We start from the raw sequence: 13,070 nt of genomic DNA, 5'->3' as shown, positions 1-13,070 counted from the left end.
GGGCACACCCGTGACCACGCCAGACAACGGCTTTGCAGAGATTACCCACCGTGAACTGGGCCTGAGGCGCCAGCTCACTTCCGGCCAGATGAGCATGATCGCCATCGGTGGCGCCATCGGCACCGGGCTGTTCATGGGCAGCGCCTACGCCATCGGTTATGCCGGGCCGAGCGTGCTGGTGAGCTACGCCATCGGCGCATTGATTACCTTGCTGCTGATGGGCTGCCTGGCGGAGATGACGGTGGCCCATTCCACCTCCGGCTCCTTTGGCGCCTATGCCGAGTTCTACATCAGCCCGTTGGCCGGGTTCCTGGTGCGGTATGCCTACTGGGCGGCGATTGTGCTGGCGGTGGGGGCCGAGGTCACGGCGGTGGCGATGTACATGAAGTACTGGTTTGCCAACGTGCCGGAGTGGGTGTGGATCGTGTCGTTTTCCAGTGTGCTGATCCTGCTCAACGCGATCAGCGTGAAGACCTTCGGCAACTTCGAATACTGGTTCTCGACGATCAAGATCAGCGCTATTGTCGGTTTCATCATACTGGCGGTGTATGTGGTGTTCGGCTCTGGTAACCCCGACTACGGCGTGCAGAACTACACGGCCCACGACGGCTTTTTCCCCCATGGCTTGAGTGGCATGTGGATCGCGGTGATCGTGTCGATCTTCAGCTACCTCAGTGTCGAGATGATCGCCGTGGCCGCCGGTGAAGCCGCCGACCCGGAGCAGGCGGTGAAGAAAGCCTTCCGCGCTACCATCGTGCGGCTGGTGGTGTTCTATCTGCTGACCCTGGCGCTGATGCTCGCCATCGTACCGTGGAACCAGGCCGGCCAGGCCCAGAGCCCGTTTGTCACAGTGATGCAGACTATCGGCATTCCCGGTGCCACCGGGGTGATGAATTTCGTGATCCTGATCGCGGCGCTGTCGGCCATGAACAGTCAGCTCTACATCACCACGCGCATGATGTTCAGCCTGTCGCGCGCTGGTTTTGCGCCCAAGTCCATGGGCGCGCTGAGCAAGAACGGCATCCCGCTCAACGCATTGCTGCTGTCCAGCTCGGGCATTGCCCTGGCGACGTTGCTCAACGTGGTGTACCCGGAAAGCTCGTTCACCCTGATGATGGCGATCTCGATGTTCGGCGCAATCTTCACCTGGTTCATGATCTTCCTCACTCACCTGTTTTTCCGCCGCTATCGCAAGCGTCATGGCGGGGCGAAGTTGTCGTTCCAGTTGCGCCTGTTTCCCTACAGCACGTTGCTGGGGTTGGTGCTGATGGGGGCGGTGATGATCACCACCGATTTCACCGACGCCTTCAAGATGACACTGGTGTTTGGCGTGCCGTTCCTGCTGATTCTGTCGGCTGTGTATTACGGGTTCTTCCGCAAGGGCAGGGCCAAGGCCTCGAACAAAGCCCTGGCATAACCCGGCAGTTGCTCGAACGAGCGTGCGCATAACAGCAACGTGCGGCAGGCCCACTCCTCTTGCAGGAGGTGGGCCTTGAAACGGCGTTCTGACGGCCAGCGGTCCAAGGCGGCCTGAGGCACGATGCCCAGGCCCGCACCGCCGACGACCATGCGAATCAACCCCTCAAAACCGTCGGCGCGAATGCGCGTCTGCAAGCGAAAGCCAGCGTGCAGTGCCTGTTCTTCCAGGTAAACCGCCAACGCGCTGTTCGCCCCCAGGCCCACGTAGTCGTATTGCAGGCTCTCGATAAAACTCGGGTTGGTCAACGGGTGGTCCAGGGGCATGATCAGCACCAGCGGGTCGTCGCGAAACGCCAGGGTCTGCAAGCCGTGGGTGTCTACCGCATCGGAAATAATCCCCAGCTCGGCGGTGCCCTGGCGCAAGGCGTGGGTGATGCGCAGGCTGGGCAACTCTTGCAGGTCGATATCGAGGTTGGGATGCTCGCGCAAAAACTGCGCGAGCAGCTCCGGCAGGTATTCGCTGAGGGCGGTGGTGTTGCACAGCAGGCGTACCTGGCCTTTGACGCCATTGGCGTATTCGGCCAGGTCTTGCTGCAGATGGTCGGCCTGCTGCAACAGCAGGCGAGCATGCCGGGCCAGGGCTTTGCCCGCGGGTGTTGGGGTTACCCCACGGCGGCCGCGCTCGAGAAACGCGATGCCCAGTGAAGACTCCATGGCTCGGATGCGTGCGCTGGCGGCAGCCAGGGACAGGTGGCTGCGGGCCGCGCCAGCGGTGATATTGCCGCTGTCCAGGATGTGCAGGTAGAGGCGCAGGTCGATGAGGTCAAAGTGCATGAAGTTTCCCAGTGACTGGAAGGGCCTCATCGCAGGCAAGCCAGCTCCCACCCTTGAATGTATTCACAATTCCAAATGTGGGAGCTGGCTTGCCTGCGATAGCGTCGTCAGCCTTACGCAAAACAAGAGGCTACCTCAGTATATGGCGAATTTTCAGCCACTCTCCAGCCCTGCACAATCGATGCATGAATACCTTCCTCTCCTTCTACCAAAACCTAGGCCCCGCACTGACAGCGCTGGTCATCACTACCTTCCTGCTGGCCGGTACGGTGAAGGGCGTCATCGGCCTGGGCTTGCCCACTGTAGCCATGGGCATGCTTGGCCTGGCTATGCTGCCGGCGCAGGCTGCGGTATTGCTGATCATTCCTTCGACGGTAACCAACCTCTGGCAACTGTCCTTTGGCGGGCACTTGGGTGCCTTGCTCAAACGCCTGTGGCCGATGCTGTTGCTGATTTTTCTCGGCACCGGGCTGGGCACCTTTTGGCTAGGCATGGGTAGCGGACCTTGGGTGGTGCGTGCCCTGGGCGCGGCTTTACTGGTGTATGCGCTGAGCGGGTTATTCCTGCCGACCTTCAAGGTCGCGCCCCGAACCGAGCGCTGGCTGGGCCCCATGTGCGGGGTGATCACCGGCATCATTACCTCGGCCACCGGTGTCTTCGTGATCCCTGCGGTGCCGTACCTGCAGGCGCTGGGCTTGAGCCGTGACCAGTTGGTGCAGGCGCTGGGGCTGTCGTTCACCGTATCGACGTTGGCACTTGCCGCCGGGCTGGCTTGGCGCGGTGTGCTGGGCGGGGGTGAAATGGGGGCGTCGGTGTTGGCGCTGGTGCCGGCCTTGCTGGGGATGTGGCTGGGCCAGGTGGTGCGTCGGCGTATCAGTGCCGTGTGGTTCAAACGTGGTTTTTTCACCGGCATGGCTTTGTTGGGAGGCCATTTGTTGCTGGCTGGTTAATAATGAGCGGGCATTTTTCAGCCGTTAATGAAGGACTGCCCGTGAAAGCCCGTTCCGATGAGCTACAGATCTTCGTCAGCGTGATTGAATGCGGCTCGATTTCTGCCGCCGCCGAAAAGGTCGGGCAAACGCCGTCTGCGGTCAGCCGCACGCTGTCGCGCCTGGAAGCCAAGCTCGATACCACGCTGATCAACCGCACCACGCGACGCATGGACTTGACCGAGGAGGGCAAGTACTTCTTCGAGCAGGCCAAGCTGATCCTGGCGCAGATGGATGAGCTGGAAGAGCGCCTGTCCTCGCGCCAGAAAAAGCCGGCCGGGCGCCTGCGTATCAACGCCGCCGTGCCGTTCATGCTGCATGGGATCGTGCCGTACATCGCTGAATTTCGCAGCCTCTACCCGGATATCCAGTTGGAGCTCAACAGCGATGATTTGATCATCGACCTGCTGGAGCAAAGCACCGACATCGCCATTCGCATCGGCGCCCTTGCCGACTCGACCCTGCATGCGCGGTTCCTGGGCAGCACGCCGCTGCATGTCCTGGCCAGCCCCGACTACCTCAAGCAGTACGGCACGCCGACGACCGTTGCCGAGTTGGCTGATCACACCTTGCTGGGCTTCACCCACACCGAGACCCTCAACCACTGGCCGCTGCGTCACGGCGAAGGTGACCGCTGGCTGATTCAGCCCGGCGTCAGTGCATCCAGTGGCGAAACCCTGCGCCAGTTGGCGCTGCAGGGGCAGGGCATTTGTTGCCTGTCGAATTTCATGACCGTCGCTGACATCGACGCCGGCCGCCTGGTGCCCATGCTGGAGGCGTCCAACAGCGGTTATCGCCAGCCGATCCACGCGGTGTTCTATCGCAACTCGCAATTGGCACTACGCATCCAGTGTTTCCTGGACTTTATTCAGGCCAAGCTGGCGCGCTATGCGCGCTGATTCGTGACCTGAGCGCAAGAGTGAATTGGGCCGCACGGGCTTATTCGGCAGCAGTGGGAGCTGGATACTGGGCGCATCACTTACCCAGTCAGGAGCAACCTCCATGAATGTATTCGTTACCGGTGCAGCAGGGTTTATCGGCGGTTCCATCGCTACCGGCCTGGTCAACGCTGGCCATGACGTCACCGGCTTGGTGCGCAGCGCCGAACAAGCCGCCGAAATGACCGCCCTGGGCATTACGCCGGTGATCGGCACCCTCGACGACGCAGCCGTATTGACCGAGCAGGCACAGAAGGCCGATGCGGTGATCAACGCTGCCAGCAGCGACCATCGCGCCGCTGTGGAAACCTTGCTGGCCGCCTTGAAAGGCTCGAACAAGCCGTTCCTGCATACCAGCGGGTCGAGCATTGTCGGTGATGCGTCGGGCGGCAAGGCCAGTGAGGTCATCTACTTCGAAAGCAATCTGCCTGAGCCGACCGTCGACAAGGCTGCCCGCGTGGCCATCGACAACCTGATCCTCGCGGCGGCCAATGACGGCGTGAATTCGGCGGTGATCTGCAACACCTTGATCTACGGCCACAGCCTGGGCGTGAAGCGTGACAGCGTGCAATTGCCGCGCTTGCTCAAGCAGGCGCGCAAAAGCGGGGTAGTGCGCCATGTGGGCAGCGGGCAGAACATCTGGTCCAACGTGCATATTGAAGATGTGGTCGCCCTGTATCTGCTGGCGCTGACCAAAAACGTCCCGGGTACTTTCTACTTCGTGGAAAGCAGCGAAGCAGCATTCATCGACATGACCACGGCGATTGCCCAAGCGCTGAACCTGGGCAAACCACAGGATTGGCCATTGGCCGAGGCTGAGGCCGAGTGGGGGTATGAAATGGCCAATTACGGGTTGGGCTCCAACAGCCGCGTGCGCGGTAAACACGCTCGTGAACTGTTGGGCTGGGCGCCGAAGCGTACGTCGGTGGTGGAGTGGATTCGCAACGAGATGATTTGATGTTCGCTTAGCACCGCGGCGTGGCCATCGCGGGCAAGCCCGGCTCCCACATTTTTAAGGTGTGACCCCTATCAAATGTGGGAGCTGGCTTGCCTGCGAAAGAGGCGACTCGGTACCTCGGAGCTGACACTTCACTAGCCCCACCCGACGCAATTCCGTACCATTCCCCGCCTTATCCCCCGCAATTCCCTGGTACTCCATGAACCTCACCCGTCTGCGCGCCGACGCCCTGGCCGGCCTCACCACGTCTTTCGCCTTGCTGCCCGAATGCATCGCCTTTGCCCTGGTGGCCCACCTCAACCCGCTGATGGGCCTCTACGGTGCTTTCATCATTTGCACCCTCACCGCCTTGTTCGGCGGCCGCCCGGGCATGGTCTCGGGCGCCGCCGGTTCGATGGCGGTGGTGATCGTTGCGCTGGTGGTGCAACACGGCGTGGAATATCTGCTGGCGACGGTACTGCTGGGCGGGTTGATCATGGTCGTCTTCGGCCTGCTGCGCCTGGGCAAGCTGGTGCGCATGGTGCCGCATTCGGTAATGCTCGGCTTCGTCAACGGCCTGGCGATCATCATTGCGCTGGCGCAATTGGAGCATTTCAAGAGCGGCGAAACCTGGCTCAGCGGCACGCCGCTGTACGTGATGGCCGGGCTGGTGGCAGTCACCATGGCCATTGTGTACCTGCTGCCGCGCCTGACCCGTGCCGTGCCGCCCGCGCTGGTGGCGATTCTGGGTGTGGGCCTGGCGGTGTACCTGCTCGGTTTGCCGACCCGTACCTTGGGGGATATGGCGCACATCGCCGGTGGCTTGCCGACCTTCGCGCTGCCGCAGATTCCCTGGACCCTGGAAACCCTCGGCATCATCGCGCCCTACGCGTTTTTGATGGCGATGGTTGGCCTGTTGGAAACCTTGCTGACCCTCAACCTCACCGACGAAATCACTGAGACCCGTGGTTATCCTGACCGCGAAAGCGTGGCCCTGGGCGCGGCGAATATGGTCTCGGGTCTGTTTGGCGGCATGGGTGGTTGCGCGATGATCGGGCAAACCGTGATCAACCTCAGCTCGGGCGGGCGTGGGCGTTTCTCCGGGGCGTTTGCCGGGGTGATGATCCTGCTGTTCATTCTGTTTCTGTCACCGCTGATCGAGCGTATTCCGCTGGCGGCGCTGGTGGGGGTGATGTTTGTGGTGTCGCAACAGACCTTCGCCTGGGCGTCGCTGCGGGTGATCAACAAGGTGCCGCTCAACGACGTGCTGGTGATCATGGCGGTGACGATCATTACGGTGTTCACCGACCTGGCCACTGCGGTGCTGTGCGGTATCGTCATCGCCGCGCTGAACTTCGCCTGGCAGCAGGCGCGGGAACTGTACGCCGATGAACACCTGGAGGCCGATGGCAGCAAGCTCTATCGGCTGCACGGCACGTTGTTCTTTGCCTCAACCACGCCGTTTTTGAATCAGTTCGATCCGGCCAACGACCCTGCTCAGGTCACGCTGGATTGCCGTCACCTGAGCTTTGTCGACTATTCGGCGATTGCCGCCCTGATGACCCTGCGCGAGCGCTACACCAAGGCTGGCAAGCACCTGCGGGTACTGCATTTATCCGAGCGCTGCAAAAAACTGCTCAAGCGCGCCAAGGTTCATCACGACTGACGCCTTCTTCTGTAGGAGCGAGGTTGTTATTACGGCCCGACCAGGTCTTCCAGCTCCTGGGCGCGGGTCTGGGTCATGTCCAGCACGCAGCCTGAGCCGTTGACCTGATCAAGGGTGCCGCCGGTGGCACTGCCAGCGAAGGCGCAATTGGCGTCGCGGTATTTGATCCACAGGCGCTGCACGTCTTGCAGTTGCTGTTTGCGCGGGCCTTCCTGGGCGGCGAGGGCGGTTTTGTAGGCACGGTTCAGGCGGTCGTCCTGCACCTTGGTTTGCCTGGCGTTGCAATTGACCATGTCGGCGGTGGTATTGGCGCTGTCCATGCATTTTTTCAAGGCAGGGTTGTCGGCGGCATAAGCGCTGCTGCACAAGAGCAGGACGCTGGCGGCAATTGTGGTGCGAATCATGAGCGGGTTCCTGGGCAATGGATGCGCAGTCTATGACTCAAGGGCGGCGTTTGAGTTTCCGCCTTCACTGATCTTCATGTAAGAACACCCTCCGAATTTTCATCCACCCACGTCGGGCATATCCCCAAGCGACAGCGCTTATCCGTGGGCGAAAATTACTTTCATAAAAATTGAAAATGCTCCTCGGGAATGATTTATGAGTTTCACAACCAATTCGACGTGACCCTTTCCGAGGAGTACCGCATGGCCGCATCACCGGGCTTCGGGCTGTTGGCATACGCTGCCATCGCCATCATTGCATTGATCGTGCTGATTGCACGCTACCGACTCAACCCCTTTATCGTGATTACCCTGGTGTCCATCGGCCTGGCGCTGATGGCCGGAATGCCGGCGGACACCATCATGGGTTCGTACGAGGCGGGTGTCGGCAAGACCCTGGGGCATATCGCCCTGGTGGTGGCGCTGGGTACAATGCTCGGCAAGATGATGGCCGAGTCCGGTGGCGCCGAGCAGGTGGCGCGCACGCTGATCAACCGCTTCGGTGAGCGCAATGCCCACTGGGCGATGGTGTGTATCGCGTTCCTGGTGGGGCTGCCGCTGTTTTTCGAAGTCGGCTTTGTGTTGCTGGTGCCGATTGCCTTTACCGTGGCGCGGCGCGTGGGCGTGTCGATCCTGATGGTCGGGCTGCCGATGGTCGCTGGCCTGTCGGTGGTGCATGCGTTGGTGCCGCCGCACCCGGCGGCAATGATGGCGGTGCTGGCCTATAACGCCTCGGTCGGGCAAACGGTGCTGTATGCGATTTTGATTGGCATCCCCACGGCGATCATTGCCGGGCCCGTCTACGCCAAGTTCATCGTGCCGCACATTCAGTTGCCGGCGCAAAACCCGCTGGAGCGTCAGTTCATCGAGCGTGAACCGCGTACGCGCCTGCCCAGCTTTGCGCTGACCATGGGCACCATCCTGTTGCCGGTGGTGTTGATGATGATCGGCGGCTGGGCCAACGTGATTTCTACGCCGGGCAGCGGTTTCAACCAGTTCCTGTTGTTTATCGGCAACTCGGTGATCGCCCTGTTGGTGGCGACCCTGGTGAGTTTCTGGACCTTGGGCCTGGCCCAGGGCTTCAACCGCGAGTCGATCCTCAAGTTCACCAACGAATGCCTGGCGCCGACCGCCAGCATTACCTTGCTGGTGGGCGCGGGCGGTGGGTTGAATCGCATCCTGGTGGACGCTGGTGTTACTCATGAAATCCTTGGCCTGGCTCATGCGTTCCAGTTGTCGCCGCTGGTGATGGGCTGGCTGTTCGCCGCGTTGATGCGCGTCGCCACCGGCTCGGCCACGGTGGCCATGACCACCGCGTCCGGGGTGGTCGCGCCGGTCGCCTTGGGCCTGGGTTATCCACACCCTGAATTGCTGGTGCTGGCGACTGGTGCGGGCTCGGTGATCTTTTCCCACGTTAACGACGGCGGCTTCTGGCTGATCAAGGAATACTTCAATATGACGGTCATCCAGACCTTCAAGACCTGGACCGTACTGGAGACCCTGATTTCGCTGGTCGCCTTCGGTCTGACCTACGGCTTGTCCCTGGTGTTATGAGCCTGATTCTATAACCGGAGCCTGCATGGACATCCTCTACCAGATCCGCGCCCGCCAGGACTCGTTCAGCGCCGGCGAAGGGCGTATCGCCAAGTTGATGCTTGAAGATGTGGGCTTTGCCGCCTCGGCCAGCCTGGAGGCGTTGTCCCAGCGGGCCGAGGTCAGCACCGCGACCTTGTCGCGTTTTGCCCGCAGCGTTGGCTGCCGTGACTTGCGCGATTTGCGCCTGCAGCTGGCCCAGGCCAGTGGTGTGGGCAGCCGCTTCCTGGACCCGGCGGGGTTGCCGGAACAGTCGGCCTTTCATCGGCAAATTCTGGGCGATATAGAAGCGACGCTGCGCCAGCATTTGTCAGGTTTTAACCAGCACAGCTTTGTCGATGCGGTCAGTTTGCTGGGCAAGGCGCGGATGATTCATGCGTTCGGCATGGGCGGCCCCTCCAGCCTGTGCAGCGATGAATTGCAGGTGCGCCTGGTGCGTCTGGGCTACCCGATTGCGGCCTGCCATGACCCGGTGATGATGCGCGTCACGGCCGCGACCCTGGGCCCGCAACATGCCTTGATTGTCTGTTCCCTCACCGGCCGCACACCTGAATTACTGGATGTGGTGAAACTGGCGCGCAACTACGACGCACGGATCATTGCCATCACCCTCGCGGACTCTCCCCTGGCCGAATTGGCGGATGTCCTGCTGCCGCTGCAACCGGCGGAAACCAGTTTTATCTACAAACCCACCGCCGCCCGCTACGGCATGCTGCTGGCCATCGACCTGCTCGCCACCGAGCTGGCGCTGGCCCTGCCGGACGACAACCAGGAACGCCTGCGCCGGATCAAGCTGGCCCTGGATGATTACCGCGGCGGCCCTGACAGCCTGCCGCTTGGAGACTGATATGACGTACGACACGCTGATTCGCCAGGCGCTGATCATCGATGGCAGTAACACCCCAGGGTATGTCGCCGATGTGGGCGTGCACGCAGGGCGCATCCGCACGATTGGCGACTTGTCCACAGCCCGGGCCGAGCAAGTCATCGACGCCCATGGCCGCGTATTGGCGCCGGGTTTTATCGACGTGCACACCCACGATGACACGGTGGTGATCCGCCAGCCGCAGATGCTGCCCAAGCTCAGCCAAGGCGTGACCACGGTGATTGTCGGCAACTGTGGCATCAGCGCCTCGCCGGTGAGTTTGCGCAGCGACCCGCCGGACCCAATGAACTTATTGGGCAAGCGTGAGCAGTTCTGTTATCCGCGGTTCAGCGATTATCGCAACGCAGTGCAAGGCGCCGATCCGGCAGTGAACGTTGCCGCCCTGATCGGCCACACGGCGCTGCGCAGCAACCATATGGATGACCTGCATCGCACCGCCACGCCCTATGAAATCGCGGCCATGCGCGTGCAGTTGCAAGAGAGCCTGGAGGCCGGTGCCCTTGGGTTATCCACAGGCCTGGCCTACGCCAGCGCATTCAACGCCGAGACTGATGAGGTGTTGCAGCTTGTTGAAGAACTGACGGCCTACGGTGCGGTGTACACCACGCATTTGCGCAGCGAGTTCGAGCCGGTACTGGAGGCAATGGATGAGGCGTTTCTGATCGGCCGACATGCCAGGGTGCCGGTGATTATTTCCCACCTTAAATGCGCGGGTGCCGGTAATTGGGGGCGCAGTCCGCAGTTGTTGGCGGCTCTGCAAGCTGCAGCGGAAAATTATCCGGTGGGCTGTGATTGCTATCCCTATGCTGCCAGTTCCTCGACCCTGGACCTCAAACAGGTCACCGACGCGTTTCGCATCACCATCACCTGGTCGACACCGCACCCGCACATGGGCGGGCGCGATTTGCAGGACATCGCTGGCGAGTGGAACGTTTCGCTGTTGGAGGCCGCTCGCCGTTTACAGCCGGCAGGGGCGGTGTATTACGGGATGGATGAAGCCGACGTTCGGCGCATCCTTGCGCATCCGTTGTCGATGGTGGGCTCGGACGGCTTGCCTGAAGACCCGTTTCCTCATCCCCGCTTGTGGGGGGCCTTCCCACGTGTACTCGGGCATTTCAGTCGGGATGTCGGCTTGTTCCCTTTGCACACGGCGGTGCACAAGATGACCGGCTTGTCGGCGGCGCGCTTTGGGCTGGCCGAGCGTGGCGAGATCCGTGAAGGCTACTGGGCTGACCTGGTGTTGTTCGACCCCCTGCGGGTGCGGGATGTGGCGGATTTCACCGCACCGCAGCGCGCAGCTGAAGGGATTGATGGCGTGTGGGTCAATGGCGTATTGAGCTATCGCGATGGGCAGGCGAACGGCGCGAGAGCAGGCCGGTTCCTGGCGCGTAGCGGGGATTTGCGTGGTGGGTTTACGGCTCTATAGTGGGGCTTCTTTTATACGGAGCTGTCGCCATGCACTTAGGAAAAGTCGTCCCCATTCTGCGGATTTTCGACGAGGTCAAAGCCTTGGAATTCTACGTCGACTTCCTGGGGTTCAAGGTCGATTGGCAGCATCGTTTCGAGGCGAACTTCCCGTTGTACCTTCAGGTCTCGCTGGGGGAATGCGTGCTGCATTTGTCCGAGCATCATGGTGATGCTTCACCGGGGGCGGCGGTGCGAATTCAGGCCCAAGGGGTCGATGCGTATCAGCAGCAGTTGCTGGGCAAAGAGTACCGATATGCCAAGCCTGGGGTTGAGGACACGCCCTGGGGTTCGCGGGAGATGAGTATCCGTGACCCGTTTGGGAATCGGCTGGTGTTTGTCGAGGACAGCGAGGTCTGAAGGGTAAATGGCAGGCAAAAAAAAACCGCCTTAGTAGGGCGGTTTTTTATTGCAAACCCAGTGAGTGGCTGGGGTTTGCTATCTCAAAGGACGCATTGACCCGCAGGTGGATACTAACTGCCGGTCACGTCGTCACGCAAGACGGAACGATGGCCGGCATGGATCCTTTAGGCATCTTCTCTTGCCTGATTTTGACTGCAAAAGCTTGCAATGAATCTATCGGCGATACTGGATATTTGACCACTGTTAGACACACCTTAGACGGGAATGTTGGTTAGGATCTTCCCCGGTCTGCGTTTGTCGCTTTTGGGGGGCCGGGTACGCGCGCGAATTCTGGACTGACCGCCACGGGCTAGTAATCCGTGCCGGATTGATGCGGAAGGCCCACTAGCCCGGCCACCTCAAAGGACGCATTGACCCGCGTCCAAAGGCTCACGTGTTCCGGTAAGTGCGCTGGAGGTAAGGCCCAACTCTAGGAGGGCCGAGTATGTCTAAGTTTGCACGACGTACGTGGAACCTCGTAGTGAATGCTTTACGTGTTTATCACGTGTGGACATTCCTGCGGGACAGCTTTGATGACCAATAAGGTCTGAGAAGTGGAGCCGCCTCGGCTTAAATTGAGGCGGCTTTTTTTGGTTTTTTAAACCCGGAAATGACTGACCATCTGCTGTAACTGGCTACCCAATCGAGCCAGTTCCACACTCGACTTGGCCGTCTCATCACTGGCAGTCGCGGTCTGCTCGGACACATCCCGCACATTCACGATACTGCGGCTGATCTCTTCCGCCACGGCGCTTTGCTGTTCGGCGGCCGCTGCAATCTGCTGGTTCATCGACTGGATATTCGACACGGTGCGGGTGATGTTTTCCAGGGATACCCCGGCCTTGCGCGTCAGTTCGACGCTGCTGTCGGTCAGGCTGCGGCTGTTGTTCATCACGCTGGCCACTTGTTGGGTGCCGTTCTGCAAGCCGGCAACCAGGCCTTCGATTTCCTCGGTGGATTTCTGTGTACGCTGGGCCAGGCCGCGTACTTCGTCGGCGACCACCGCGAAGCCACGCCCGGCCTCACCGGCACGCGCGGCTTCAATCGCGGCGTTCAGGGCCAGCAGGTTGGTCTGTTCGGCCACGGCCTTGATCACGTCCATCACGCTGCCGATCTTGTTGCTCTCTTGTTGCAGGTGCGTCATGGCGTCGGTGGAGCGCGCCACTTCGGCCGCCAGGCGTTCGATCTGGGCGATGGCTTCAGCCACCACTTTATCGCCTTCGCGGGCTTGGCCGTCGGCGTCGGAAGCGGCTTGGGAAGCCTGCTCGGCATTGCGCGCGACTTCTTGCACAGTGGCCGTCATTTCATGCATGGCGGTAGCGACCTGATCGGTCTCGATCTTCTGGCTGTTCACGCCGGCGCTGGTCTGCTCGGTCACCGCTGACAACTCTTCGGCGGCGCTGGCGATCTGAGTGACGCCATCGCGGATGCCGCTGATCAACTCGCGCAGGGTCGTGCCCATGCGCTGGATGCCTTGTTGCAGCACGCCCAGCTCATCA

Annotated in this window: 12 protein-coding genes; 9 read left to right on the top strand and 3 right to left on the bottom strand. The window is 61.1% G+C overall.

Going from position 1 to position 13,070, the window contains the following annotated elements; all coding sequences use genetic code 11:
- Positions 1-10: 10 nt before the first annotated feature.
- Positions 11-1,417, top strand: coding sequence for an amino acid permease (locus AB4P90_RS24230; protein WP_395605425.1), 1,407 nt, complete (start codon positions 11-13; stop codon positions 1,415-1,417).
- Here the strand turns inward: AB4P90_RS24230 and AB4P90_RS24225 are convergent.
- The gene (locus AB4P90_RS24225; RefSeq protein WP_395605424.1) at positions 1,363-2,253 is read right to left on the bottom strand and encodes a LysR substrate-binding domain-containing protein; all 891 of its coding nucleotides are present in this window, start codon (positions 2,251-2,253) and stop codon (positions 1,363-1,365) included. The two genes, AB4P90_RS24230 and AB4P90_RS24225, sit on opposite strands and share 55 nt — an antisense overlap.
- A 185-nt stretch (positions 2,254-2,438) precedes the next feature.
- On the opposite strand from AB4P90_RS24225, the gene AB4P90_RS24220 reads away from it, so the two are divergent.
- From AB4P90_RS24220 to AB4P90_RS24205, 4 genes are all read left to right on the top strand, one after another.
- Positions 2,439-3,203 carry a sulfite exporter TauE/SafE family protein gene (locus tag AB4P90_RS24220; RefSeq protein WP_395605423.1) on the top strand — a complete coding sequence of 255 codons (765 nt, stop codon included), beginning with the start codon at positions 2,439-2,441 and terminating at the stop codon, positions 3,201-3,203.
- Positions 3,204-3,244: 41 nt separating this feature from the next.
- Positions 3,245-4,141: a LysR family transcriptional regulator gene (locus tag AB4P90_RS24215; RefSeq protein WP_014719901.1), complete on the top strand. Its 897-nt coding sequence runs from the start codon at positions 3,245-3,247 to the stop codon at positions 4,139-4,141.
- A gap of 103 nt (positions 4,142-4,244) precedes the next feature.
- Positions 4,245-5,138, top strand: coding sequence for an NAD-dependent epimerase/dehydratase family protein (locus tag AB4P90_RS24210; protein ID WP_102665970.1), 894 nt, complete (start codon positions 4,245-4,247; stop codon positions 5,136-5,138).
- A gap of 199 nt (positions 5,139-5,337) precedes the next feature.
- A complete protein-coding gene (locus AB4P90_RS24205) occupies positions 5,338-6,783 on the top strand; it encodes a SulP family inorganic anion transporter (protein WP_020302509.1) in 1,446 nt (481 codons plus the stop codon).
- Positions 6,784-6,812: 29 nt separating this feature from the next.
- Here the strand turns inward: AB4P90_RS24205 and AB4P90_RS24200 are convergent, their stop codons facing one another.
- Positions 6,813-7,187, bottom strand: coding sequence for a lysozyme inhibitor LprI family protein (locus AB4P90_RS24200; RefSeq protein WP_014719898.1), 375 nt, complete (start codon positions 7,185-7,187; stop codon positions 6,813-6,815).
- Between the two features lie 189 nt (positions 7,188-7,376).
- Here AB4P90_RS24200 and AB4P90_RS24195 point away from each other — a divergent pair, with 189 nt between their 5' ends.
- From AB4P90_RS24195 to AB4P90_RS24180, 4 genes are read left to right on the top strand one after another with little or no spacing between them, the layout of a single operon-like run.
- Positions 7,377-8,780, top strand: a complete 1,404-nt coding sequence (locus AB4P90_RS24195) for a gluconate:H+ symporter (protein WP_020302507.1) — start codon at positions 7,377-7,379, stop codon at positions 8,778-8,780.
- Between the two features lie 25 nt (positions 8,781-8,805).
- Positions 8,806-9,666, top strand: a complete 861-nt coding sequence (locus tag AB4P90_RS24190; protein WP_014719896.1) for a MurR/RpiR family transcriptional regulator — start codon at positions 8,806-8,808, stop codon at positions 9,664-9,666.
- Between the two features lies 1 nt (position 9,667).
- Positions 9,668-11,131 carry an amidohydrolase family protein gene (locus tag AB4P90_RS24185; RefSeq protein ID WP_395605422.1) on the top strand — a complete coding sequence of 488 codons (1,464 nt, stop codon included), beginning with the start codon at positions 9,668-9,670 and terminating at the stop codon, positions 11,129-11,131.
- A gap of 29 nt (positions 11,132-11,160) precedes the next feature.
- Positions 11,161-11,529 carry a glyoxalase superfamily protein gene (locus AB4P90_RS24180; RefSeq protein WP_014719894.1) on the top strand — a complete coding sequence of 123 codons (369 nt, stop codon included), beginning with the start codon at positions 11,161-11,163 and terminating at the stop codon, positions 11,527-11,529.
- A 640-nt stretch (positions 11,530-12,169) separates the two neighbouring features.
- On the opposite strand, the gene AB4P90_RS24175 is transcribed toward AB4P90_RS24180, so the two are convergent.
- Positions 12,170-12,874, bottom strand: coding sequence for a methyl-accepting chemotaxis protein (locus AB4P90_RS24175; protein WP_370874670.1), 705 nt, complete (start codon positions 12,872-12,874; stop codon positions 12,170-12,172).
- Positions 12,875-13,070: the final 196 nt, after the last annotated feature.

This window comes from Pseudomonas sp. B16120 (genome assembly GCF_044218845.1).
GTDB classification, from domain to species: domain Bacteria; phylum Pseudomonadota; class Gammaproteobacteria; order Pseudomonadales; family Pseudomonadaceae; genus Aquipseudomonas; species Aquipseudomonas paracarnis.
Note: the sequence above shows the minus strand (reverse complement) of the source record. Positions and strands in the feature narration are given on the sequence as shown.